18 protein-coding genes are annotated in these 22,668 nt (G+C 71.9%); 11 read left to right on the plus strand and 7 right to left on the minus strand.

Annotated elements, in window-relative coordinates:
- Positions 1-143 precede the first annotated feature (143 nt).
- Both AB0J97_RS08985 and AB0J97_RS08990 read right to left on the minus strand, forming a co-directional pair.
- Entirely contained in the window at positions 144-1,766 is a 1,623-nt protein-coding gene (locus tag AB0J97_RS08985) for an LCP family protein (RefSeq protein WP_357702660.1), read from the minus strand.
- Positions 1,767-1,909: 143 nt separating this feature from the next.
- A complete protein-coding gene (locus AB0J97_RS08990) occupies positions 1,910-3,499 on the minus strand; it encodes a hypothetical protein (RefSeq protein WP_364086365.1) in 1,590 nt (529 codons plus the stop codon).
- A 65-nt stretch (positions 3,500-3,564) separates the two neighbouring features.
- Here AB0J97_RS08990 and AB0J97_RS08995 point away from each other — a divergent pair, with 65 nt between their 5' ends.
- The 4 genes from AB0J97_RS08995 to AB0J97_RS09010 are packed head-to-tail and all read left to right on the plus strand — an operon-like array spanning position 3,565 to position 8,506.
- Positions 3,565-5,589: a glycosyltransferase family 39 protein gene (locus AB0J97_RS08995; RefSeq protein ID WP_364086367.1), complete on the plus strand. Its 2,025-nt coding sequence runs from the start codon at positions 3,565-3,567 to the stop codon at positions 5,587-5,589.
- 33 nt (positions 5,590-5,622) lie between these two features.
- Positions 5,623-6,450, plus strand: coding sequence for a hypothetical protein (locus AB0J97_RS09000; RefSeq protein ID WP_364086369.1), 828 nt, complete (start codon positions 5,623-5,625; stop codon positions 6,448-6,450).
- A gap of 58 nt (positions 6,451-6,508) precedes the next feature.
- Positions 6,509-7,438, plus strand: a complete 930-nt coding sequence (locus AB0J97_RS09005; protein ID WP_357702668.1) for a glycosyltransferase family 2 protein — start codon at positions 6,509-6,511, stop codon at positions 7,436-7,438.
- A 3-nt stretch (positions 7,439-7,441) separates the two neighbouring features.
- Positions 7,442-8,506, plus strand: coding sequence for a glycosyltransferase family 4 protein (locus AB0J97_RS09010; protein ID WP_364086372.1), 1,065 nt, complete (start codon positions 7,442-7,444; stop codon positions 8,504-8,506).
- Here AB0J97_RS09010 and AB0J97_RS09015 read toward each other — a convergent pair.
- A complete protein-coding gene (locus AB0J97_RS09015) occupies positions 8,407-9,366 on the minus strand; it encodes a lysylphosphatidylglycerol synthase transmembrane domain-containing protein (RefSeq protein WP_357702672.1) in 960 nt (319 codons plus the stop codon). The genes AB0J97_RS09010 and AB0J97_RS09015 overlap by 100 nt on opposite strands.
- Positions 9,367-9,510: 144 nt before the next feature.
- On the opposite strand from AB0J97_RS09015, the gene AB0J97_RS09020 reads away from it, so the two are divergent.
- From AB0J97_RS09020 to AB0J97_RS09050, 7 genes are all read left to right on the plus strand, one after another.
- Positions 9,511-10,338, plus strand: a complete 828-nt coding sequence (locus tag AB0J97_RS09020; protein ID WP_357702674.1) for a methyltransferase domain-containing protein — start codon at positions 9,511-9,513, stop codon at positions 10,336-10,338.
- The gene (locus AB0J97_RS09025; protein ID WP_364086376.1) at positions 10,335-11,243 is read left to right on the plus strand and encodes a lysylphosphatidylglycerol synthase domain-containing protein; all 909 of its coding nucleotides are present in this window, start codon (positions 10,335-10,337) and stop codon (positions 11,241-11,243) included. Before AB0J97_RS09020 ends, AB0J97_RS09025 begins: the two co-directional genes overlap by 4 nt.
- A 95-nt stretch (positions 11,244-11,338) precedes the next feature.
- Positions 11,339-12,457, plus strand: coding sequence for a glycosyltransferase family 1 protein (locus AB0J97_RS09030; protein ID WP_357702678.1), 1,119 nt, complete (start codon positions 11,339-11,341; stop codon positions 12,455-12,457).
- A 20-nt stretch (positions 12,458-12,477) separates the two neighbouring features.
- Positions 12,478-13,569 (plus strand): NDP-sugar synthase, encoded by a 1,092-nt coding sequence (locus AB0J97_RS09035; protein WP_357702680.1) that lies wholly within the window; start codon positions 12,478-12,480, stop codon positions 13,567-13,569.
- Positions 13,570-13,643: 74 nt separating this feature from the next.
- Positions 13,644-14,537, plus strand: coding sequence for a DNA-3-methyladenine glycosylase 2 family protein (locus AB0J97_RS09040; protein ID WP_364086669.1), 894 nt, complete (start codon positions 13,644-13,646; stop codon positions 14,535-14,537).
- A gap of 51 nt (positions 14,538-14,588) precedes the next feature.
- Positions 14,589-17,141 (plus strand): bifunctional FO biosynthesis protein CofGH, encoded by a 2,553-nt coding sequence (locus AB0J97_RS09045; protein WP_357702682.1) that lies wholly within the window; start codon positions 14,589-14,591, stop codon positions 17,139-17,141.
- A gap of 116 nt (positions 17,142-17,257) precedes the next feature.
- The gene (locus tag AB0J97_RS09050; protein WP_364086379.1) at positions 17,258-18,970 is read left to right on the plus strand and encodes a substrate-binding and VWA domain-containing protein; all 1,713 of its coding nucleotides are present in this window, start codon (positions 17,258-17,260) and stop codon (positions 18,968-18,970) included.
- Between the two features lie 41 nt (positions 18,971-19,011).
- Here the strand turns inward: AB0J97_RS09050 and AB0J97_RS09055 are convergent, their stop codons facing one another.
- The 4 genes from AB0J97_RS09055 to cofD form a co-directional block, all read right to left on the minus strand.
- On the minus strand, positions 19,012-19,437 hold the full coding sequence (locus AB0J97_RS09055; RefSeq protein WP_364086381.1) for a DoxX family protein: 426 nt from the start codon (positions 19,435-19,437) through the stop codon (positions 19,012-19,014).
- A gap of 15 nt (positions 19,438-19,452) precedes the next feature.
- Positions 19,453-20,190, minus strand: a complete 738-nt coding sequence (locus AB0J97_RS09060) for a lytic polysaccharide monooxygenase (protein ID WP_364086383.1) — start codon at positions 20,188-20,190, stop codon at positions 19,453-19,455.
- A gap of 100 nt (positions 20,191-20,290) precedes the next feature.
- A complete protein-coding gene (locus AB0J97_RS09065) occupies positions 20,291-21,562 on the minus strand; it encodes a coenzyme F420-0:L-glutamate ligase (RefSeq protein ID WP_357702690.1) in 1,272 nt (423 codons plus the stop codon).
- Complete coding sequence (gene cofD, locus AB0J97_RS09070; protein WP_364086386.1) at positions 21,559-22,497, minus strand: 2-phospho-L-lactate transferase; 939 nt, start codon at positions 22,495-22,497, stop codon at positions 21,559-21,561. Before cofD ends, AB0J97_RS09065 begins: the two co-directional genes overlap by 4 nt.
- Positions 22,498-22,668: the final 171 nt, after the last annotated feature.

Raw genomic sequence — 22,668 nt, forward strand, 5'->3', positions numbered from 1 at the left:
GTGCACGACGCAATTCTGACATTTCATACTTACAACCGCCTTAACCGCGGCTGTGTCGCGCTGCGTCGCCGACCCGCAAACATTATCTCGATCTAGTGGTCCCTGTCTCACCAGACGTCCGGTTCCACAGGGAACTTGGAGCCTCAGGTGCACACGTTCTTCTGGTCGGAGGCAGTGATCGTGCTGTTGTTCACGCTGTCAGGAAGCTTGGTCACCTTGACCGACTTGAAGTCCGAGCCCACGACGAGCTGGAGCACCGGAGCGCCCTTTCCGCCGGTTCCGGCGGAAAGGCCGGAGGTGTAGGGCTGCGGGTTGGTCGCGGTGACCTTGCCCGCGGTGGGGGCCGGCTTGGGCAGCACCGCACCGGACAGCACGGCCGCGTAGTCGGCGCCGGTGGCGGCGCCCTTGGCGTAGTGGATCTCGCTGGCCGGCAGGCTCGCGCCGTCGGCGGCCTGGTAGTTGCCCACGCCGACGACGTTGAAGCCCTGCTTGGCCAGCTCGTCGGCCACCAGGCGGGCCTTGCCCGGCGTGGTGGTGCCGTTGAGCACCTGGACCTTGACCTGCTCGGGCTTCGGGGTGACCTTGGGCTTGGTGGTCGCGCCGGCGCTCGGGGACGGGCTGGGCAGATCGGTGTCGCTGATGACCGAGGCCCACAGCGCGGAGGCGTCGGGCTCCTTCCAGACCACCCGGTTGGGGTCCTGTGGGTCGGGCAGCCACGGGATCGTGGTGAGCTGCACGCCGCCCGCGGTCAGCTCCTTGGCGCTGGTGGCGATGTCGATGAGCTGCTGGGTGTCGTTGGCCAGCTCGGGGTCCATGGTGACCGAGCCCGCCGCCGCCTTGATGAATCCGGTCAGCTTGCCGATGTCGGTGAGCAGCTCGCTGCTCGTGGCCTTGGCGATGACCTTGCTCAGGAAGATCTGCTGGCGCTTGATGCGCTGGATGTCGCTGCCGTCGCCGTAGTGGCGCAGGCGTACGTAACCGAGCGCCTTCTCGCCGTTGAGCAGGCTCTTGCCCGGAGGCAGGACGAGATGGGACGCCTTGTCGTTGACGCCGGACTTGAGGCAGATCTCGATGCCGCCGAGGGCGTCGACGATGTTCTTGAAGCCGCTGAAGTCGACCTCGACGAAGTGGTTGATGCGGATCTGGGTGAGCGTCTCGATCGTGGAGATCGTGCACGCGATGCCGCCGGAGTTGTACGCCGAGTTGATCATGTCCCGGCGGGGCGGCATCTCGGCCTTGGTGGTCTCGTTCTTGCACTTCGGGATCTGCACCATCGAGTCGCGCGGGAAGCTGATCAGGCGCGCCTTGTCCCGGTTGGGGGAGATGTGCATGACGATGATCGTGTCGGTGCGCTTGCCGCCGGCGTCGGCCGTCCTGGCGATCTGCTGGCCGTATCGGGCGTTGCCCTTGCCCGCGCGGGTGTCGGAGCCGACGAGCAGCACGTTGAGCGCGCCCGTGTCACGCGGACGCGGGTTGATGATGTCCTCTTTGACGCTCTTCTGGGTGATGTTGCCGAAGGCGTCGCGGTAGACGGTGTAGCCGGTCAGCGCGCCGGCGACCATGACCGTGGTGACGGCGATGCTGACCCAGGCCAGCACCCGCATCTTGCCCTGCCCGCCGCCGTCGCCGTCGCCGCGGTGGCCGCGTGCGGGCCGGTCGTCGGGCGGAGAAGGCGGGGAGCCCGCCGCCCGTCGCGCCATCCGGCTGCCCGGAGCGCTGGAGGCGACTCTGGCGTCCTGAACGGACGCGCTCCTGTAGTCACTCATACGCCCCCCAGCCTCGTTCCTTGCGCCAACGCGACGGCTTGGTCGCTCCGCGCCACGAGATTAGGTCACGTACGGCGTGCCCGGTGCCATGACCGCCGGAAACGACCGTGACCCGGGCGTGATGTTTCCGCGGCACAGCATACTCAGAGCCGGACATTTCGTGGAATATCATTGCCAAAGTCTTTCCCGCTTTCTGACCGTCTCCGCAGGTCAGGCCGGACGCTCAGGGCCCCCGCCAGGCAGGCCAGAGGCGCGGCCGGGAGCACGTACCGGTAGTCGAACTCGGCCACGGCGGGTGGTGTGACGAGTAGCACAACGGCTGCCGACCAGGGCACCAGCCACGCCGGCGGACCGGCGTGACGCAGGCCCCGCGCCCTGCGCACGGCGGCCGCGACGGGCGGCGCGAGCAGGAGCACCAGCAGCACCGGGCCGGGCAGGCGCACCACGCTCTGGTAGCCCCGCAGCCATCCTGCGTAGGGCTCGACGATCTCCGTACCGATCGCACCCTGCTCGTAGAGCTTGGCATAGTCGGCGCCGACCTGCGCGGGATAGCGGCCAGGTGGTCCAGGTGGGGTCACCGGGAACTCGTAGTAGGCGTAGATCTCCGCGTCGGGATAGACCGGACGTCCCCACGCGAACGTGCGGCCCAGCTCGGACAGCACCGAGCCGGCGTAGTCGAGCGGCTGGCTGGTGACGGCCAGGGTCGCGAACCTGGAGGCCAGGTCGTCGTTCGCCTTCGAGAACGTGATCCCCGGCAGCTTCACCAGCGGCGAGTCCTTGCTCCAGATGTACTCCTGCGACGGCGGGCGCAGCTCCGGCGGACGCGGGTCGCACAGGACCCGCAGGTCGGCCGGCGGGTCCATCTTGGCGCAGTCGGCGAAGGACATCGTGCGGGCGTAGAGGAAGACGCCGTTCGCGCCCACCAGACCGACGCGGTGGTTGGCGACGTAGAACCAGGCGCCGTAGGCGACCACCGGGACCAGCGCGGCGGCGAGCAGCACCCCGGCCAGGCCCACGCGCCTGCGCAGCACGAACCACGCGGCCAGGACAACGATGAGCGGCTGGCCGACGGTCCTGGTCAGGGTGGCGGCGGCCAGCAGCAGGCCGATGGTGGCGACGGTGGAGGGCCTCTCGGTCAGACTCAGCGCCACGGCGGCCACGATCAGGAACAGGAACAGCGTGTCGGAGACCAGCAGGTGCTCCAGCTCGACCTGGTACGCGTCCAGCAGCACGGGGACGGCCGCGAGCGTGCGCGCCCAGCGGGGGGCCCGGCGCGCGGCCACGTAGACGATGACGCCGGTGGCCAGGCCGAGCAGGTGTTGCGCGGCGGTGACCGCCCAGAAGCCGTGGAACGGTTGCAGGAGCTTCAGGAACATCGAGTAGCCCGCCGGGCGCACCAGGTCGGGGCGTGGGTGGAAGACGGTGACGATGTAGGTGTAGGAGTCGGGGAACCACAGGGCCGGGCGGTAGCCGAGCATGGCGAGCGCGCGCAGCGCCGCGCCGACCGCCAGCACGCCCGCGAACCAGCCGTGCCGCCGCCACCAGCCGGGCTCCCTGACGCGGAAGACGATCCGCCACCAGCCGGGCTCCTTGACGCGAGCGACGATCCGCCGCCGACCGGGCTTCTCGACGTCCGAGGTGGGCCGCCGTCGGCCGAGGGGCGCGACGTCCCGGGCCGGGGCTCCCGCACCCGGCCCCGGCTTCACCTGCGCGTCATCCCGCTCCTCCTGCACCTCGCGTACGCTACCCGCGTTTCCGTGGACGCCGTGACTCCGGCGTTGGATACGCTCGCTCACCGATGGAACGTGATCGATCGGGCCGTGTACTGGCCGCGCTGTCGGTGTCGCCCGCGCTCGCCGTGGCGGGCTGGCTGCTCGTGGGCCTGCCGCTGTTGCTGGCCGGCCGGTTCGCGCCGCTGCCCGCGCTGCTGCTCGGGGTGACCGCGGCGGCGCTGTTGTGCTGGGCGGGCACGCGCGGCGTCCGGCGCGGGGCGCGTGGCGCGGGCCAGGGCGTCCAGGCCACGCCGTGGCAGGTGGCCGGGGTCCTGGCGGTGGCCGCCGGGTCGGGCGTGTTCAACGTCGTCATGCACTCCGAGCAGCTCCTCGTCCGGCGCGACCCGGCGACCTACGCCCAGTACGCGGCCTGGATCGCCGGGCACGGCTCGCTGCCGATCCCCGACCAGGCCGCGGCGTTCGGCGGCCACGACCCTTCCTTGTACTTCCACAGCGTCGGCACCTACCCGGTGGACGGCGGCGTGGTGCCGCAGTTCATGCCGGGGCCGCCGATGTTGTTCGCGATCGGCGACTGGCTGGGGGCGCCGTTCGCGGTGCCGGCCGTGCTGGGGGCGCTGGCCGTGCTGACGGTGGCCGGGGTGGCGGCGCGGCTGGCCGGCGGGCGGTGGGCGGTGCTCGCGGCGGCGGCGTTCGCGGTGAGCCTGCCGATCCTCTACACCTCGCGCACGACGTTCAGCGAGATCCCGTCGCTGATCCTGCTGTTCGGCGGCCTGGCGCTGGCGCAGGACGCGATCGAGGCCGAGCGGCCCGGCTGGCGGCAGGGGCTGCCGGCCGGGCTGGTGCTGGGGCTGGCCGTGCTGGTCAGGGTCGACGGGCTGCGCGACGTGCTGCCGGTGCTGGCGTACGCGGGGCTGCTGATCGCGATGCGGCGGTCGGGCAGGCCGCAGGGGGCGGTGGGGATGCCGCTGCTGGCCGGGCTGGTGGCGGGGGCGGGGCTGGGGCTGGTGGCGGCGTACGCGCTGGCCCGGCCGTACCTGGAGTATCTGTCGGGTTCCGTCCGGCCGTTGCTGGTCATCTGCGCGGTCGTGCTCGTGCTCACTCCGATCGGTGTGGCGGCCGCGCCCGTCCTGGCCAGGATCCGGCCGCCGCGGTGGCTGCCGACGGCGGGGGCCGCGCTGGTCGTGCTGGTCATGGCCGCCCTGTACGCCCGTCCCTGGTTCCAGACCGTGACCAGGAAGGCCACGAACGTCGACGACGCCCGCACGGCCGAGTTCATCGCCCAGACCCAGCAGGCCAACGGCCTGCCCATCCAGCCGGAGCGGCTGTACTTCGAGTACTCACTCCACTGGGTCACCTGGTACATCGGCATCCCGGCCGTCGTCCTGGCCACGGTGGCGGCGGCCGTGCTGCTGCGCAGGCTGCTGCGCGACGGCAGGCCGTTCGTCTGGCTGCTGCCGCTGGCGGTGATCGGCTGGACGACGGTCACCACGCTGCTGCGCCCCGAGATCACCCCCGACCAGCCGTGGGCCTCGCGGCGGCTGGTCCCGGTCGTGATCCCCGGGCTGATCGTGCTGGCGGTGTGGGCGCTGGGCTGGTTGCGTGAGCGGTCGTGGCCGCGCGAGCCGGTACGGCGGTGGGCGACGGTCGCGGGGGTGCTGCTGGTGCTCGCGCCGCCGGTGGTGACCTCGATCGGCACCGCGTTCACGCCGGTCGAGCGGGGGGAGGCGGCGGCGGTCCGGACGATGTGCGCGGCGATCCCGCCCGAGGCGTCGGTGTTGTTCGTCGAGCGGGTGACCGGCGACCGGTTCACCCAGCTCGTCCGCGGGATGTGCGGCCGTCCGGCGGCGCAGGTGACACGGCCCCCGACGCAGGACCTGGCGGAGGAGCCGGCGGTCCGGGCGGCCGTCGAACGGGTCAGGGCGGCCGGCCGGGTGCCTGTCGTGCTCGCCGCGGACCCCGCCCAGGTAGCCCCCTACGGAACCCCGCGCCAGATCATGGGCCTGGTGACCCGCCAGGACGAGCGCTCGCTCGTGGATCCGCCCAACGGCACGTGGTCTCTGCGGGTGAACGTGTGGATGGCGGTGGGTTGACCCCGGTCCGGGAAGATCGCGATAGTTCTGGACATGTCTGACACCGACGAGCTGTCGTTCGGCGACGACCGGGAGCCCTGGTTACGGCCCTGGATCAGAGCCCACCAGAGGACGGCGGCGATGATCGTGACGGCCGTCCTGGTGGTGGCGGCGCTCGGCGGGGGCGGCTGGTTCCTGTACCGGCGCTCGCTCCTGCCCTCACCTCCTCCCGTCGGCGCGCTGCCCGTCGTGGACGGCTTCACCGTCACGCTGTGCACCGAGGGGACCCAGGGCTGCCCGGAGGGGACCGCCGAGCGGGTGCTGGCGCTGGTCCGGCAGATTCCCGAGGCGGTCGCGCCCACGCTGGTGCCCGCCGACGAGATCGAGCGGCGCTGGGCCCAGAAGGTGATCATCGACGAGGGGCTGGCCAAGCCCCGCGAGGCGAGCTGGACCCCACAGATCGAGGCCGGGCTGCGCGGCCCGGCCGACTACGGCGCCGTCCGGCGGCGGCTGGCCGGAGAGCCCGGCATCCTGGTCATGCCCCGGATGCCCGGTTTCTGGGAGGGCAAGGCCGACCTGAGCGTCGTGATGTGCAGCCGCCGGCGGCAGTACCCCGCCTGCCGGGCCGCGGCGACCGAGGCCCAGCGCGACGCGGTCGTGGCGCGGCTGCGCGAGCTGGACGGCGTGGACGAGGTGTTCCTTCAGGACAAGCCGTTCGGCCTGCGCCTTTCCCGGCTCTACCAGGGCGACGTGCCGGCTCTCACGCTCGACGCCGTCTCCGAGGTGCTGTACGTACGGTTCGACGACCCGGCGAGGGCCAAGGCCGTCGGTCAGGAGATGCTCAGGATGCCCGGCGTAGGATGGTCGCAGCTGATCAAGTGAGTCTGAAGCCCGTCGATGTGGACTCGGCTTCCAGCGGGGCAGAGTACCCTCGACCCCCGTGAGCACGCTTGAGACCCCCAAGAGTGGACCTGCCGTGGAAGAAGCGCCGTACGTCACGATCGTCCTGCCCTGCTACAACGAGCAGGACCACGTCATCGACGAGGTCGAGCGCATCACGCGGGCGATGGACTCCAGCGGCTACACCTACGAGCTGGTCGCCGTCGACGACTGCTCGACCGACCAGACCCTGGCCCGGCTCAAGGAGGCCGCGCCCGACTATCCCCACCTGCGCATCCGCGCCTTCCACCGCAACGGCGGCTCCGGCACCGTGCGCCGGATCGGCACGCAGGAGGCCAAGGGCGAGATCGTCGTCTGGACCGACGCCGACATGACCTACCCCAACGAGCGCATCCCCGAGCTGGTGCAGATCCTGGAGAAGGACCAGACGGTCGACCAGGTCGTCGGCGCGCGCACCAGCGAGGAGGGGTCGCACAAGATCCTGCGGGTGCCGGCCAAGTGGGTGATCCGCAAGGTGGCCGAGAAGCTCGCCGGGCAGAAGATCCCCGACCTCAACTCGGGCCTGCGCGCCTTCCGCAAGTCGGTGGCCCGGCCGTACCTGCGGCTGCTGCCGCCCGGGTTCTCGTGCGTCACGACGATCACGCTGTCGTTCCTGTCGAACCAGCACGACGTCTACTACCTGCCCATCGAGTACGCCAAGCGGGCCGGCAAGTCGAAGTTCAGCTTCGTCTCCGACGCCTACCGCTACATCCTGCAGGTGCTGCGGATGATCATGTACTTCAACCCGCTCAAGGTGCTCATGCCGCCCGCGCTCTGGCTGGTGGCGATCGGCATGGTGAAGGGCGTCTGGGACATGATCCGGCAGCCGTTCTACTTCCCGGCCAACACGGTCATGATCTTCCTGTCGGGCCTGCTGATCGGCTCGGTGGCGCTGCTGGCCGACCTGATCGTGCGGTCGCGGGGGGAATAGCGCGTGCGCATCGCGATCGTCGGCCCGACCTACCCGTACAAGGGGGGCGGGGCGCAGCACACCACCGAGCTGGCGCACCGGCTGGCGGCCCAGGGCCACGACGTGGTGATCGAGTCGTGGCGGGCCCAGTACCCGTCGTTCCTCTACCCGGGGCAGCAGACGATCTCCGAGCCCGAGGGCACGCCGTACCCGAGGACCGCGCGGCGGCTCGACTGGCGGCGGCCCGACGGGTGGTTCGCGGCGGGGCGGCGGCTGCGCACGGCCGACCTTGTGGTGCTGGCGGTGCTGAGTCCTGTGCAGGTTCCTCCGTACCTGGGGATCCTGTCCGGTACCGGGCGGAAGGTCCGGACGGTCGCGCTCTGCCACAACGTGCTGCCGCACGAGCGGAAGCCGTACGACCAGCCGCTGATGAAGGCGCTGTTGCGGCGGGTCGACGGCGTGCTGGCCCACTCCGAGCAGCAGGCCGAGCTGGCCAGGGGGCTCGCGCCGGGCAGGCCGGTCGGGGTGGCGGGGCTGCCGCCGCATCTGCCGTCCACGTCGGCCGAGCAGTCGGGCGGGGTGCGCGGGCGGTTGCTGTTTTTCGGGATGGTGCGCCCGTACAAGGGGCTCGACCTGCTGCTGCGGGCGTTGCCCGAGGGCGTCTCGCTGACCGTCGCGGGCGAGTTCTGGGGCGGGCTCGACGGCACGAAGGCGCTGATCGACGAGCTGGGCCTGGCCGACCGGGTCGAGCTGCGGCCCGGGTACGTCCCCGCCGCCGACGTGCCCAAGCTGTTCGCCGCGGCCGACGCGCTGGTGCTGCCGTACCGGAGCGCGACCGCCAGCCAGAACGTCTGGCTCGGCCACGAGCACGGCGTGCCGGTGATCGCCACCCGGGTGGGCGCGCTGGCCGACCACGTGACCGACGGCGTCGACGGCCTGCTGGTCGAGCCGGGCGACGCCGGGGCGCTGCGCGCGGCGATCGAGCGCTTCTACGCCTCGGGCGAGCCGGAGAGGTTGCGGTCGGGGGTCAAGGCGGTCGATCCCGAGCCGTTCTGGGCCGCGTACGCGGGCGCGCTGCTCGCGCTCTGACGGCCGAGCACGAACGCGACCCCCGCGGCGACCGCGTCGGCCAGCGTGAACGCCAGCCGCGACACGATCGCCACCGCGATGGCCGGAGCGGTGCCGATGACCGGCCCGAGCACCAGCACGAGCGCGCCCTCCCGCACGCCCACCCCGGCGGGCACCACGAAGGCCAGGATGCCGGTGCACCAGGCGAACGCGTACGCGCCGGTCGACACGAGGTAGAGGTCGGGACGGCCGGACAGCAGCCAGGTGTGCAGGCCGTAGACGAACCAGCCGAGCGCCGTCCAGGCGACTGTGACGACGACCGTGCGGCCGGGCAGCACGCTCTCCAGCGGTTCCTTGCGGGCGATGCGCAACGCCAGGTTGAGCCCCCAGGTGAGCACCTTGGGATGCAGGCACACGATGATCACCGGCACGAGCAGCACGACGTACCAGGCCCGGCGGACGGCCTCGTGCGAGCTCAGCGTGGCGGCGGCGATCGAGATGCCGACGCCCAGGTTGACCACCAGCCCGAGCGAGATCGTGGCGAACGTGCGCCGCGGCGGGCTCCCGTGGTCGCGCCCGAGGTCCATCATGGCCGCGTACGCCCACACCGCGCCCGGGATGTACTTGCCGAGCTGTCCCACGAACATGATCCGCCCGGCCACCCGCAGCGGCAGCCGCGTGCCGAGCCCCGCCATGATCTGCCGCCAGGCCACCAGCATGCAGACCTGCCCGGCCAGCACCGCCCCGAACGCCCCGAGCACTGCCCACGGCGACAGCCTGGTCAGGGCCTGCGTCGTGTCGTGCCAGTTCCTCGCCAGGCCGTAGCCGAGGAAGGCGAGGGCGACCAGCGCGAGCAGGACGCGCAGCAGGCGGCGCAGCATCAGGCCAGGCTACGCGGGAGCCCGGGCGGAGAGCCAGCATGCCGGGCAGGTCGCGGAGAGCCGGCCTGCCGGGCGGTCGTGGAGAGCCGGCATGTCGGGCAGGTCAGCGTACCGGGGCCCGCGGCGCGGGTACTGTTGGGCGGCGTGGGCAAGCAACGCGTCGCGCAGCTCGAGTACTCCGAATTCCAGTCGGCCATGCTCGACGAGGACAAACGCCGCCGCAAGGCCGCGAAGATCATCGCCGTGCTGGAGCACTTCCAGGGGCCGCTCGGCGGGCTGACCGTGGGAGATGTCGGCTGCTCGGCCGGGTTCATCGCCGACGAGCTGGCCCAGGCCGGGGCCAAGCACACGCTGGGCATCGACATCGACGTGCCGGGGCTGCGCAAGGCCGCCGACCGGTTCGGCGAGCGGGTGGCGTTCGTCTGCGGCGACGGCACGGCGCTGCCCTTCCCCGACGGGTCGATCGACGTGCTGGTGTTCAACCACATCTACGAGCACGTGGTCGACCCCGACGCCGTGGTGGCCGAGATGCACCGCGTGCTGTCCGACGACGGGGTGCTCTACCTCGGGCTCGGCAACCGGCTCGGGGTCGTCGAGCCCCACTACAAGCTGCCGTTCCTGTCGTACCTGCCGCCCGCGCTGGCCGACCGCTACGTGCGCGCGTCCGGCCGGGCCGACCACTACTACGAGCGGTTCAGGACGCGGCGGGGGCTGCGCAAGATGTTGCGGGCCTTCCACGTCTGGGACTACACGTTCCCGGTGCTGGCCACGCCGACCAGGTTCGCCGGCTCCGAGCTGTTCCCCGGCCTGCCCGGGCGGCTGGTCAAGGCCGTGCTGGCGCGCGTCCCGCGCGAGGTGCTGCGGCTGCTGCTGCCCGTCGTGCCGACGTACCTGTGGGTGGCCACCAAGACGCCGCGCAGGCCCGCGGGGCCGGCGCTGCCGCAGCCGCCCGAGCGGGTCCTGCCGCTGTGAGCCTCGTGGAGGAGACCGGCGCGAGCGCGATCCCCAAGCGGTCGCTGCCGCGCCGGCTGCTGCGCTTCGGCTTCCTGGCCGTCGCGCTCGCCTTCGGCGCGTGGGCGGTGGCCAGGCAGTGGGACGCCGTGGTGGCCGGGTTCGCCCGGCTGTCGTGGCCGGCGCTGGCCGGGTCGCTCGTCGCGGTGGTCGCCGCGCTGCTCGGGGCCATGCTCACCTGGCGCACCCTGCTGGCCGACCTGGGCTCGCCGCTGCCGCTGCGGCCGGCCGCCAAGGTGTTCTTCGTCGGCCAGCTCGGCAAGTACATCCCCGGCGCTGTCTGGCCGGTGCTCGCCCAGATGGAGATGGGCCGCGACCTGGGCGTGCCGCGCCCGCGCAGCGCCACGGCGTTCTTCCTGATGATGCCCGTCCAGATCGCCAGCGGCCTGCTCGTCACGCTGGTCACGCTCGGCTGGCACCGGTTCGGCTGGGTGCTGCTGTTCATCCCGCTGCTGCTGGTGCTGCTGGAGCCCAAGGTCGTCAACGGCGTGATCGGCTTCGGCCTGCGCAAGCTCGGGCGGGAGCCCCTGGAACGTCCGCTCACCCGTCGTGGCATGCTCACCGCGCTCGGCTGGGCGCTGGCCGGCTGGACGGCCTACGGCGTGCACTTCTTCTTCATCGCCCCGCAGGGCGGCCTGCTGTTCGCCGTCGGGGCCTTCGCCCTGTCGTGGTGTCTGGGCATCGTGACCTTCGTCGTGCCGGCGGGGGCCGGGGTGCGCGAGGCGGCGATGGTGGCGGTGCTCGCCCCCGTGCTCGACAGCGGCGCGGCCATTGCTGTGGCCCTCTGCTCCCGCATCGTCATCGTCGTCGGGGACCTGATCTGCGCGGGCTTGGCGGGAATCGCCTCACGTCGCGACTCGGTGTGATTTGCCCCACGATTTGGGGGAGGGTGGTCATAAGCTGAATCGAAGAGGGGGCCCGCCAGGTCCCACGTCGATCTTGAGGGGAGAAGATCCACGTAATGCCTCGAGTGCTCGTCGATGCCGCCGCGGTCCCCGCCGACCGTGGCGCGTTGATCCGGTACGTGGACGGGCTCGTGGCCGCGCTCCACCGGGCCGGGAACGATCTGGCCGTGGTCTGCCAGCGTGCGGACGCGGAAAGGTACCGGCGCCTGGCGCCTTCGGCCCGGGTCATCCCCGGCCCCGTCGCCATCACCAACAGGGCCGCCAGGCTCGCCTGGGAGCAGACCGGCGTGCCGCTGCTCGCCCGCCAGACGGGGGCCGAGGTCATCCACGCCCCCTACTACTCCATGCCGCTGCGTTCCGGCGTCCCGACCGTCGTGACGGTGCACGACGTGACCTGGTTCACCGAGCCCGAGCAGCACAGCCCGGCCAGGGCCGCGTTCTTCCGCTCGGCCACGCGCACCGCCGTCCGGCACGCCCAGCGGGTCATCGTGCCGTCCAAGGCGACCAGGGACGAGCTGGTCCGCGTGCTGTCGGCCGACCCCACCCGCATCGACGTCGCCTACCACGGCGTCGACGTGGCCCACTTCCACCCGCCGAGCCAGGACGAGATCCGCCGGGCGGCCATCAGGTGCGGGCTGCACGGCCGGCCGTACGTGGCCTTCCTCGGCAACCTCGACCCCCGCAAGAACGTGCCCAACCTGATCCGCGGCTTCGCCGCCGCCGTGAAGCGGCTGGAGACGCCGCCCGCGCTGGTGCTCGGCGGCGGCGTGCACGAGGACGACGTCGACGCCGCCTGCCGTGAGGTGGAGGCCACCGTCCGGGTGATCAGGCCGGGATACCTGCGCGCGCCCGACCTGCCGGGGTTCCTGGGCGGGGCGCTCGTCGTGGCGTTCCCCTCGCGGGGCGAGGGCTTCGGCATGCCGGTGCTGGAGGCCATGGCCTGCGGCGCGGCCGTCCTGACCAGCCATCGCACCTCGCTGCCCGAGGTGGGCGGCGACGCCGTCGCCTACACTGAACCGGACGCGGACAGCATCGCCGACGCCCTGGGCGAGCTGCTGGCCTCCTCGGAGCGGAGGCGGCAGTTGCAGGAGGCCGGGCGGGCACGGGCACGCGAATTCACCTGGGAGGCCTCCGCGGAGGCGCATCTCAACTCTTATCAACGCGCAATCGAATAGTTCGCTACTCTCACGGAGTGATGGAGAGCTCTTTGCCAGACCTCGAGGCGATCCTCCTGGTCGGGGGGCAGGGCACACGCCTGCGTCCGCTGACACTGGGCACGCCCAAGCCGCTGCTGCCGACCGCCGGAGTGCCGTTCCTGGCCCACCAACTCGCCCGCGCCCGGTCCTTCGGCGTACGCCGGATCGTGTTCGCGACCTCGTACAAGGCGGCGATGTTCGAGCCCGCCTTCGGTGACGGATCGGCACTCGGGCTCTCGCTCGAATACATGACCGAGGAGACGCCGCTCGGCACGGGCGGGGCCATCCGCAACGCAGCCGAGGCGCTCACCGCGGGGCCCTCCGACCCGGTGCTCATCCTCAACGGCGACATCCTGTCCGGGCACGACATCGGCGACCAGGTGCGCACCCACTGCGAGCGCGAGGCCGCCGTGACGCTGCACCTGACGGAGGTGGACGACCCGACGCGGTTCGGCTGCGTCCCGACCGACGAGTCCGGACGGGTCACCGCGTTCCTGGAGAAGACCCCCAACCCGGTCACCAACCGCATCAACGCCGGTTGCTACGTCTTCACCCGCTCGGTGATCGACTCGATCCCGCGCGGCGAGGTCGTCTCCGTGGAGCGCGAGACGTTCCCCGGGCTGATCGACTCCGGCGAGCTGGTGCTCGGGTACGCCGACCGGACGTACTGGCTCGACGTGGGCACTCCCGCCGCGTTCGTGAAGGGCTCGCGCGACCTGGTGCTCGGGCGGCTCGACTCGCCCGCGCTGCCCGGCCCGCAGGGCGAGCACCTGGCGCTCGACGGGGCCGAGATCTCGGCCGAGGCCAAGGTCCAGGGCGGCACCGCCGTCGGCGCGCGGGCCGTCGTCGAGGCGGGCGCGTCCGTGGTGGGGTCGGTGCTGTGCGACGACTGCGTCGTCGAGTCCGGCGCCACCGTGAGCGATTCGGTCGTGGGCAAGGGCGCGCGGATCTGCGCCGGCACGGTCGTGCGCGACGCGGTGATCGGCGACGGCGCGGTGGTCGGGCCGGGCAACGAGCTCCAGGGCGGGGTGCGCGTGTGGCCCGGCATCGAGCTGCCCGAGCGCGCGGTGCGCTACTCCAGCGACGTCTGACCCGGCCCTGACCCGCTCGGCCGGGCCGTGCGGGTGAGCGACCACCCGCCGCCGCGCGGCAGACTGGACGGGTGATGGAACGCAGGTGGGAGCCCGACGGGCCGCTCGACGTGGAGCTGGCCCTGGGCCCCCACAGGCGCGGCACCGGCGACCCCGCCTGGCGCCGCACCCCCGACGGCTCGGTCTGGCGCACCTGCCGCACCCCCGACGGCCCGAGCACCCTGCGCGTCACCGTGACGGCCGGATCCGTGCACGCCCAGGCGTGGGGGCCTGGCGCCGGCTGGTCGCTGGAGACCCTGCCCGCCCTGCTCGGCGCGCTCGACGACGTCTCCGGCTTCCGCGTCCGGCACGACGTGCTGGCGGACGTGGCCCGCAAGCACGCGGGGCTGCGCATCGGGCGTACCGGGCGGGTCATGGAGGCGCTGGTGCCCGCCGTGCTGGAGCAGAAGGTCGTCGGCCGGGAGGCGTGGCGGGCCTGGCGCCACCTGCTGCGCCACTACGGCGAGCCCGCGCCCGGCCCGGCCCCCGACGGCATGCGGGTGGCGCCCGAGCCGGCCGTGTGGCGGCAGATCCCGAGCTGGCACTGGCACCGGGCGGGCGCGGAGGCCGTCCGGGCCAGGACGATAGCCAACGCCGCCTGGCACGCCGCCAAGCTGGAGGCCGCGGCCACCACCGAGGAGCTCGACCGGCTGCTGCGGGCCCTGCCCGGGATCGGCGTGTGGACGTCGGCCGAGGTGCGCCAGCGCGTCTTCGGCGACGCCGACGCGGTGAGCGTGGGGGACTTCCACCTGGCCAAGCTGGTCGGCTACGCGCTGACGGGGGAGAAGACCGACGACGTGGGGATGATGCGGCTGCTGGAGCCGTACCGGGGGCATCGGCACCGGGCGACGGTGCTCATCTGGCTCAGCGGCGTGCGTCCGCCCGCGCGGGGGCCGCGGATGCCGGCGCGCGACTACAGGTCCTTCTGACACCCGGCCCTGAGTGCGTGTCACGAACTCAGGTGTGCGTACTGTGCCTCTATGAGTGTTGTCAGTGATTCCGCGCTCCGCCGTGCCCTCGCCCGTGCCCGTGACGGCAAGGCGCTCGACCTCACCGAGGCCGTCGTGCTGCTGCACGCGCGCGGCGAACAACTCGACGCGCTGCTCGACCACGCCTCCCGCGTGCGCGACGCCGGGCTGAAGGCCGCCGGCAGGGAAGGGGTGATCACCTACAGCAGGAAGGTGTTCATCCCGCTGACCAGGTTGTGCCGGGACCGTTGCGGCTACTGCACGTTCGCCACCGCACCGCACAAGCTGGAGTCGGTGTTCCTGAGCCCGGACGAAGTGCTGGAGATCGCCCGGCAGGGCGCGGCGATGGGCTGCAAGGAGGCGTTGTTCACGCTGGGGGACCGGCCGGAGGACCGCTGGCACCAGGCCCGCGAGTGGCTGGACGCGCACGGCTACGACGACACGCTGTCCTACGTGCGGGCCATGGCGATCAGGGTGCTGGAGGAGACCGGGCTGTTGCCGCACCTCAATCCCGGTGTGCTGAGCTGGCGTGACCTCCAGCGGCTCAAGCCGGTCGCGCCGTCGATGGGCATGATGCTGGAGACCACCTCGCGGCGGCTGTTCGAGGAGAAGGGACAGCCGCACTACGGCTCCCCCGACAAGGACCCGGCGGTACGGCTGCGCGTCCTGGAGGACGCCGGACGCACCAACGTGCCGTTCACGACCGGCATCCTCATCGGCATCGGCGAGACCGTCGAGGACCGGGCCGAGTCGATCTTCGCCATCCGCCGGGTCGCCCGCGAGTACGGCGGCGTCCAGGAGGTCATCGTCCAGAACTTCCGCGCCAAGCCGGACACGGCCATGCGCGGCCTGCCGGACGCCGACCTGCACGAGCTCGCCGCCACCATCGCCGTCGCGCGCCTGGTCCTCGGCCCCCGCGTACGCCTCCAGGCCCCGCCCAACCTGGTCGACTCCGAGTACGCGCTCATGATCCGCGCCGGCATCGACGACTGGGGCGGCGTCTCGCCCCTGACCCCCGACCACGTGAACCCCGAACGCCCCTGGCCGCAGATCGACGACCTGGCGGCCCGTACCGCCGAATCCGGCTTCGACCTGCGGGAGCGCCTGACGATCTACCCCGAGTACGTGCGGGCCGGCGAACCCTGGCTGGACCCCCGGCTGTTCGCGCACGTCGAGGCCCTGGCCGACCCCGCCACCGGCCTCGCCCGCGAGGACGCCGTGCCGGTGGGCCGTCCCTGGCAGGAGCCCGACGGCGGGTTCGCCGCCTCCGGACGGGTGGACCTGCACGTCGAGGTGGACACCACCGGCCGCGCGACCGACCGGCGCGACGACTTCGACCACGTCTACGGCGATTGGGCGGCCCTGCGCGACCGGCTCGGCCCGGTCGCGGCCTCGACGCCGAGCGACGTCCGGCAGGCGCTCAGGCGGGCCGAGGCCGACCCGGCCGGGCTGACCGACGCCGAGGCCGTCGCGCTGCTGGGCGCGGAGGGCGAGGCGCTGGACGAGCTGGCCGCCATCGCCGACGCGCTGCGCAAGGAGGCCGCCGGCGACGAGGTCACCTACGTCGTCAACCGGAACATCAACTTCACCAACGTCTGCTACACCGGCTGCCGCTTCTGCGCCTTCGCCCAGCGCCGGACCGACGCCGACGCGTACACGCTCAGCCTGGACCAGGTGGCCGACCGGGCCGAGGAGGCGTGGGCGGCGGGCGCGACCGAAGTGTGCATGCAGGGCGGCATCCATCCCGACCTGCCGGGAACCGCGTACTTCGACATCGCCAAGGCGGTCAAGGCCAGGACGCCCGGCATGCACGTGCACGCGTTCTCCCCGATGGAGGTCATCAACGGAGCCTCCCGGACGAACCTGTCCGTACGCGACTGGCTGGAGGCCGCCAAGGAGGCCGGCGTGGACTCGCTGCCCGGCACGGCGGCCGAGATCCTGGACGACGACGTGCGCTGGGTGCTGACCAAGGGGAAGCTGCCGGCCAAGGAGTGGATCGACGTCATCACCACGGCCCACGAGGTCGGCATCCCGACGACGTCCACGATGATGTACGGCCACGTGGACCACCACCTGCACTGGGTCAGGCACATCAAGCTGATCAGGCAGTTGCAGGAGCGGACCGGCGGGTTCTCGGAGTTCGTGCTGCTGCCGTTCGTGCACACCAGCGCGCCGATCTACCTGGCCGGCATCGCCCGTCCCGGCCCCACCGCCCAGGAGAACCGCGCGGTGCACGCCCTGGCCAGGATCCTGCTGCACGGCGCGATCTCCAACATCCAGTGCTCGTGGGTCAAGCTCCAGGACGACCTGTGCCGCCAGGTGCTCCAGGGCGGCGTGAACGACCTCGGCGGCACCCTCATGGAGGAGACGATCAGCCGGATGGCGGGGTCGGAGAACGGCTCGTACAAGACGATCAGCGAGCTGCGCGAGATGGTCGAGGTCACCGGCCGTCCGGTGCGCCAGCGCACCACCGAGTACGGCAGCCCCACGGCCGAGCGGCTGGCCGCCGCGCAGGCGAGCGACGGGGTGTGCCAGAGCGTGAGAAGAATCTTGCCGATGGCGTAGTTATAACAAGTTCTAACAAGGCTTGCGCCCGGCACGGGAGGCACTGGAAGAATCATCACTCCACTGGAGAGAGGTTCATCGTGCGGTTTGGTCGACACCGTGCCGCGCTGCCTCCCGTGCAGCGACGCAGGAAGGCGCTCCAACGCGGCCTGCTGGCCGGCCTCGCCGCCGTGGTCGTCGCCGCCGGCAGCCTCTACGTGGTCCTCGGCGGCGGTCCCGCCCTGTGCGTGTCACGAGAGCCTGTTCTGGTCAGCGTGGCCGCCGCCGTGGACGTCGCGCCGGCGGTCATGGAGGCCGCCGGGCGCTTCAACGAGACCAAGACGTCGGTCGGCGGGCGGTGCGTGCTGGTCCAGGTGACCGAGCAGCCGTCGGCCACGGTGCTGCGCACGCTGATCGGCGACCGGGCCGGCGTGCTGCACGAGCGTCCCGACGGCTGGATCGCCGACTCCTCCGCCTGGATCAGGCTGGCCCGTAGCCAGGGCGCGAGCGCGCTGCCCGCGGGGGAGACCGTGGTGGCCACCTCGCCGCTGGTGTTCGCCACGCGGTCGTCGCTGGCCCGGCGCTTCTCGGTGGGCGGGACCGAGATGAACTGGCGGATGGTCTTCCCGCCGACCCTGCGCGGGCGGCTGACGCCCAACTCCGACGAGCCCGACGTCGTACGCGTGCCCGACCCGTCCCTGGTGGGGGCGGGGATCGCGACCGTCGCCGCGGCCAGGGACGTCGTGGGCACCGGGCCGGCCGCCGACAAGGCGCTGACCGCGTTCGTCCGGTGGGCGCAGGCCGGGTCGGCCCCCGACTACCGCAGCATGCTCGACGCCGTGGACGACCGCGGGTTCTGGCAGCGGCCGGTGGTCATCGTCCCGGAGCAGTCGGTGTGGAACCACAACCGGGTGCCCTCGTCCGACCCGGTCGTGGCGTTGCATCCGCGCGAGGGCACGATCGACCTCGACTACCCCTACGTCGTCACGGCCGCCGATCCGGCCGTCGCGGAGGCGTCCACGGCCTTCGCCGACTGGCTGAAGGGCGCTCAGGCGCAGGAGATCGTCCGGCGGGCCGGGTTCAGGTCGGGTGACGGCAGGCTGGGGCCGCTCTCGCCGGGCCCGCAGATCCCGTCGCAGGCGCCGCGGACCAGGCCGTCGGTGTCGCAGCAGGACATCGACGAGGCGCTGCGCGCCTGGAGCAGGCTGGCGCCGCCGACCAACATCCTCGTCCTGGCCGACACCTCCAGGCACATGGCCGAGCCGCTGAACGGCAGCACCAAGGTGCGCATCGCGCTGGCCGCGGCCAAGATCGGGCTCCAGCTCTTCCCGAACTCCACGCACATGGGCATGTGGGAGTTCGCCGACAAGGTGGGGAACACCAGGAACTACCGGGAGCGCGTCAGGCTGGGCCCGATCAGCGAGCCGGAGTCGGGCCAGGTGCTGCGGCGCAGCGTCCTCGACGAGCTGACCAGCACGATCGCCCCCCACCCCGACCTGGACAGCTCGCTCTACGACGCGATACTGAGCGGGTTCCGCAGGGTCGGCGGCGACTACCGCGACGACATGAACAACACGCTGCTGGTGATCACGGCCGGCCAGGACGACGGCAAGGGCGTCAAGCTCCCGCGGCTTCTCGGCACGCTGCGGAACGAGTGGGACCCGGACAAGCCCATCCAGATCGTCATCATCGCGTTCGGCAAGGACGTGGACCGCGGCAGCCTGTCGCAGATCGCGGCGGTCACGAACGGCTCGCTGCACGTGGCGCAGGAGCCCGGGGAGATCATCGACGTCTTCCTCGGCGCCCTGGCCCGCAGGCTCTGCCACCCGACCTGCAAGTCGGCCGCCTGAGGGGATGCCGGTCGCCCGGCACCCCCCGGCCTGGATCTGGCCTAGATGTGCTGCACGGTGGCGTTCTCGCCGCGATGGTGGAGGTGGGACACGAGCTTGTCCAACGACCACGCGCCGCTGCCCAGCAGCGCCAGCATCAGGAACGACCACGAGAACATGGCCGCGGTCTCGCCCCCGTTCTGCAACGGGAACAAGCCCTTGGGCAGGTGGACGGTGAAGTAGGCGTAGGCCATCGTGCCCGAGCAGAGCAGGGCGGCGATACGGGTGGCGAGCCCGATGAGGACGAGGCCGCCCGCGCCGAGCTCGATCACCCCCGCCCACCAGTCGGGCCACTGGCCTACGGAGGGGGTCGTTCCGCCGTACGGACCGCCGAGTACGCCGAACAGAGTGGCGGCCCCGTGGCAGGCGAACAGCAGGCCCACCACGATGCGGAACAGCGACAGCGCGGCGTCACGAAGCTTGGTCATCGACGTGTCCAGACCTCAGACCCGCTGCCAGAGCGCCGGGACGTTCGGCGGCTCCCAGCCCGCGATGGCCGTGTGGGGCTGCAGGCACCGGTAGGAGACGCCGTTGTAGGTGACCGTGCTGCCCGTGGTGTAGGCCGTGCCGGCCTTCCAGGTGCCCGAGGCCGTCGTGGTCGGCGTCGGCGTCGGGGTCGGGGTGGGCGTGGGGGTCACGGTCGGGGTGGGAGTGGGGGTGGGCTGACCGCCGCCGCCGATCTGCAGGTCGATGCAGGAGTAGAAGGCGTTGGAGGTGTCGGAGATGTTCCAGATCGCCAGGACCTTCTGGCGGCCGGAGTAGCCGGACAGGTTCACCGTGTGCGAGATGGTCGACGGCGGCTGCTGGCCGTTGCCGTTGAAGACGGCGACCCGGGTGCCGCCGATGTAGTACTCGTAGTTGAGCGTGGCGTGCCTGGCGGTGAACGTCCAGGTGAAGGTCACCGAGCTGCCCACGGAGGTGGCCGGCCACGGCTTGCTCTCGTCACTGAGCTGGGCGAACTGGCCGAGGTTGGCGTTGCAACTGCGCAGGCCCTTGGGGCCTTCCACGCTCTGCGGCTCATAGACGATCTGGCCGCAGTCGGCCACCTTGCCCTGGGCGCAGTTCGCCTGCCGGCTGGGGGGTGAGTTCACATAGCCGTGGGCGAACGCGGGAGAGGTGTTGAACACCGCCGTGGCGATGGTGATCACCGCCACGGCGACTAACGTGAGAGTCCTTCGCATTGAAGCGGCTCCTTTACATGGGGGGATAGTCCAAATGTAAAGGAAAGTTTCCTAACGGTAAACGGTCGGCTTACCAGAATTCCGGACTCTCGTCAGAGGCTCAGCGCGTCACGATGTAATCGCGCGGGTCACGGGGGGCGCGCTCGCGCGGCGGCGCCGCGGCGTGCCCGATCGCCACGCAGCCCATCGGGTCCCACGACTCCGGCAGGTCGAGCACCCGCCTCACCACAGGACGGCAGAACATCGTGGAGGACACCCACGCCGAGCCCAGCCCCTCGACCGCGAGCTGGATGAGGAAGTTCTCCACGCCGGCGCCCGTCGCCACGACGAACATCTCCCGCTCGGCGGCGTTGCGCCGGTCGTCGCGGTAGGTGTGGGAGCCCTCCATCACCAGGCACGGCACCACCAGGTAGGGGGCGTCGCGCAGGACGTCGCCGCGCCTGACCCGCTTGGCGATCGACTCCTCGGTGAAACCGTCGCCGCGCAGGTCCTCGATCCACGCCTCGCGCATGGCGTCGAGCAGCTCGGTGCGCGTGCGCGCCGACTCGACCAGCACGAACCGCCAGGGGGTCGTGTGGTGCGGCGCCGGCGCCGCGATGCCCGCGGCCACCGCCCTGCGCACCGCCCCGCCGTCGACCGGCCGGTCGGAGAACCCCCTGATCGTACGGCGGGCGAACACGACGTCGCGGGAGCCGAAGCGGAACAGGTCCTCGTCGGCCGGACGGACGAGCGGCCTGACCCCCGGCCCGTCGTCGTCGGTCACCAGATGGCCGAGGCCGCGCACGATCGCCACGGGAACGCCGTCGAGCTTGCCCTTGACCAGCTCGGCCGCGCTCGCGATCTCGTCGGCCAGCGCGGTGACGGTGGCGCTGAGCGCGTTGCCGTAGGAGTCGGAGGTGCCCCGGAAGTCGTCGAGCGGACGCACCCCGGAGACGCCGATCGCCACGTCGGTCTGCCCGTTGCGCCACGGACGCCCGAACGTGTCGGACAGGATCACCCCCACCCGCGCGTCGAGCCCGGCCCTGATCCGCGCCGCGGAGGCGTCGGGGTCCTCGGGCAGCAGCAGGACGGTGCCGGGCTCGGTGTTGGAGGCGTCGACCCCGGCCGCGGCCATCACGAAACCGTGGCGGGTCTGGGCGATCACCGTGTCGCCGACCCTGGCGACCACCCGCTCGGTCTCCTCCTCGATCGCGCCGGCCCGGTCGGGCGCCCGGCGGACGCGCCCCTCCGCCTTGCTCACGATCTTCGAGGTGACCACCACGATGTCGCCGTCGCGCAGGTCGGCCTCCTTGAGCAGGGCCGCCACCTCGTCGCCCGGCCGGACCTCGCCGATGCCGGTGACGGCGATGACCTCGATCCGTCGCGTGCTCATCGGACCAGCTCCAGGGCCAGGTCGAGCGCCGTACGGGCGATGTCGGCGGTCGCCTCGGCGTCGTGCATGAGGATCGGACGGGACACCACGCGCACGCCGTCGAGCGCCACCCCGGAGTCCTCCTCGGCCACCAGCCAGCCGTCGACCAGGCCGGAGCCGTAGAGGTCGAGCACGGCCTGGGCCGAGGTCTCCACCCCGATGGCCGTCAGGCACGCGTCGGCCATGCCGCGCACGGGCGCGCCGCCGATGATGGGGGAGACGCCGACCACGGTCTTGGCCGCGACCGCCTCGCGGATGCCCGGGACCTGGAGGATCGTGCCGATGCTCACCACCGGGTTGGACGGCGGCAGGATGACCACGTCGGCCTGCTCGATCGCCTTCAGCACGCCCGGCGCGGGCTTGGCCGTCTCGACGCCCACCAGCGCGAACGACTCGGCCGGGACCGAGGCGCGCAGGCGCACCCACCACTCCTGGAAGTGCACGGCCCGTTTGCCGCGCTCGTCGGAGATCACCACATGTGTCTCACAGCGGTCGTCGGTCATCGGCAGCAGCCGCACGCCCGGCTGCCAGCGCGCGCACAGGGCCTCGGTGATCTGCGAGAGCGGGTAGCCCGCCTCCAGCATCTGCGAGCGGACGATGTGGGTGGCGAAGTCGCGGTCGCCGAGCCCGAACCACTGCGGCTCGACCCCGTAGGCGGCCAGCTCCTCCTTGACGACGTGGGACTCCTTGGCCCTGCCCCAGCCCTGCTCCTCGTCGATGCCGCCGCCCAGGGTGTACATGACGGTGTCGAGGTCGGGGCAGACGCGCAGGCCGAACAGGGTGATGTCGTCACCCGTGTTGCCGATGACGGTGATCGAGGCGTCGGGTGCGGTGGCGCGCAGGCCGCGCAGGAAACGGGCGCCGCCGATACCGCCGGCGAGGGACACGATGTGCATGTGTCCCAGTCTTCCACCGGCCTCTGACATCCCCGTGGGGGGAGTGGTTCTGTCCTACTTCATGGCAGAGAAGTTCCAGGTATGGGGGTAAATGGGATGGAAGAGGTTCTTGGGACGCCCGCCGCGAAAGTCGGCAATGTGGCAAACTCCCTTCGGGCCAAAGGGTCCGAT

Origin of the sequence: Nonomuraea sp. NPDC049607 (assembly GCF_040675375.1) — a bacterium.
Taxonomy (GTDB): domain Bacteria; phylum Actinomycetota; class Actinomycetes; order Streptosporangiales; family Streptosporangiaceae; genus Nonomuraea.

Excerpts from the sequence above, each read along its gene's own strand:
- AB0J97_RS08985 (WP_357702660.1), bottom strand. The coding sequence starts at position 1,766 with ATGAGTGACTACAGGAGCGCGTCCGTTCAGGACGCCAGAGTCGCCTCC.
- AB0J97_RS08995 (WP_364086367.1), top strand. The coding sequence starts at position 3,565 with ATGGAACGTGATCGATCGGGCCGTGTACTGGCCGCGCTGTCGGTGTCG.
- AB0J97_RS09000 (WP_364086369.1), top strand. The coding sequence starts at position 5,623 with ATGTCTGACACCGACGAGCTGTCGTTCGGCGACGACCGGGAGCCCTGG.
- AB0J97_RS09015 (WP_357702672.1), bottom strand. The coding sequence starts at position 9,366 with ATGCTGCGCCGCCTGCTGCGCGTCCTGCTCGCGCTGGTCGCCCTCGCC.
- AB0J97_RS09030 (WP_357702678.1), top strand. The coding sequence starts at position 11,339 with ATGCCTCGAGTGCTCGTCGATGCCGCCGCGGTCCCCGCCGACCGTGGC.
- AB0J97_RS09035 (WP_357702680.1), top strand. The coding sequence starts at position 12,478 with ATGGAGAGCTCTTTGCCAGACCTCGAGGCGATCCTCCTGGTCGGGGGG.
- AB0J97_RS09040 (WP_364086669.1), top strand. The coding sequence starts at position 13,644 with ATGGAACGCAGGTGGGAGCCCGACGGGCCGCTCGACGTGGAGCTGGCC.
- AB0J97_RS09045 (WP_357702682.1), top strand. The coding sequence starts at position 14,589 with ATGAGTGTTGTCAGTGATTCCGCGCTCCGCCGTGCCCTCGCCCGTGCC.
- AB0J97_RS09055 (WP_364086381.1), bottom strand. The coding sequence starts at position 19,437 with ATGACCAAGCTTCGTGACGCCGCGCTGTCGCTGTTCCGCATCGTGGTG.
- AB0J97_RS09060 (WP_364086383.1), bottom strand. The coding sequence starts at position 20,190 with ATGCGAAGGACTCTCACGTTAGTCGCCGTGGCGGTGATCACCATCGCC.
- AB0J97_RS09065 (WP_357702690.1), bottom strand. The coding sequence starts at position 21,562 with ATGAGCACGCGACGGATCGAGGTCATCGCCGTCACCGGCATCGGCGAG.
- cofD (WP_364086386.1), bottom strand. The coding sequence starts at position 22,497 with ATGCACATCGTGTCCCTCGCCGGCGGTATCGGCGGCGCCCGTTTCCTG.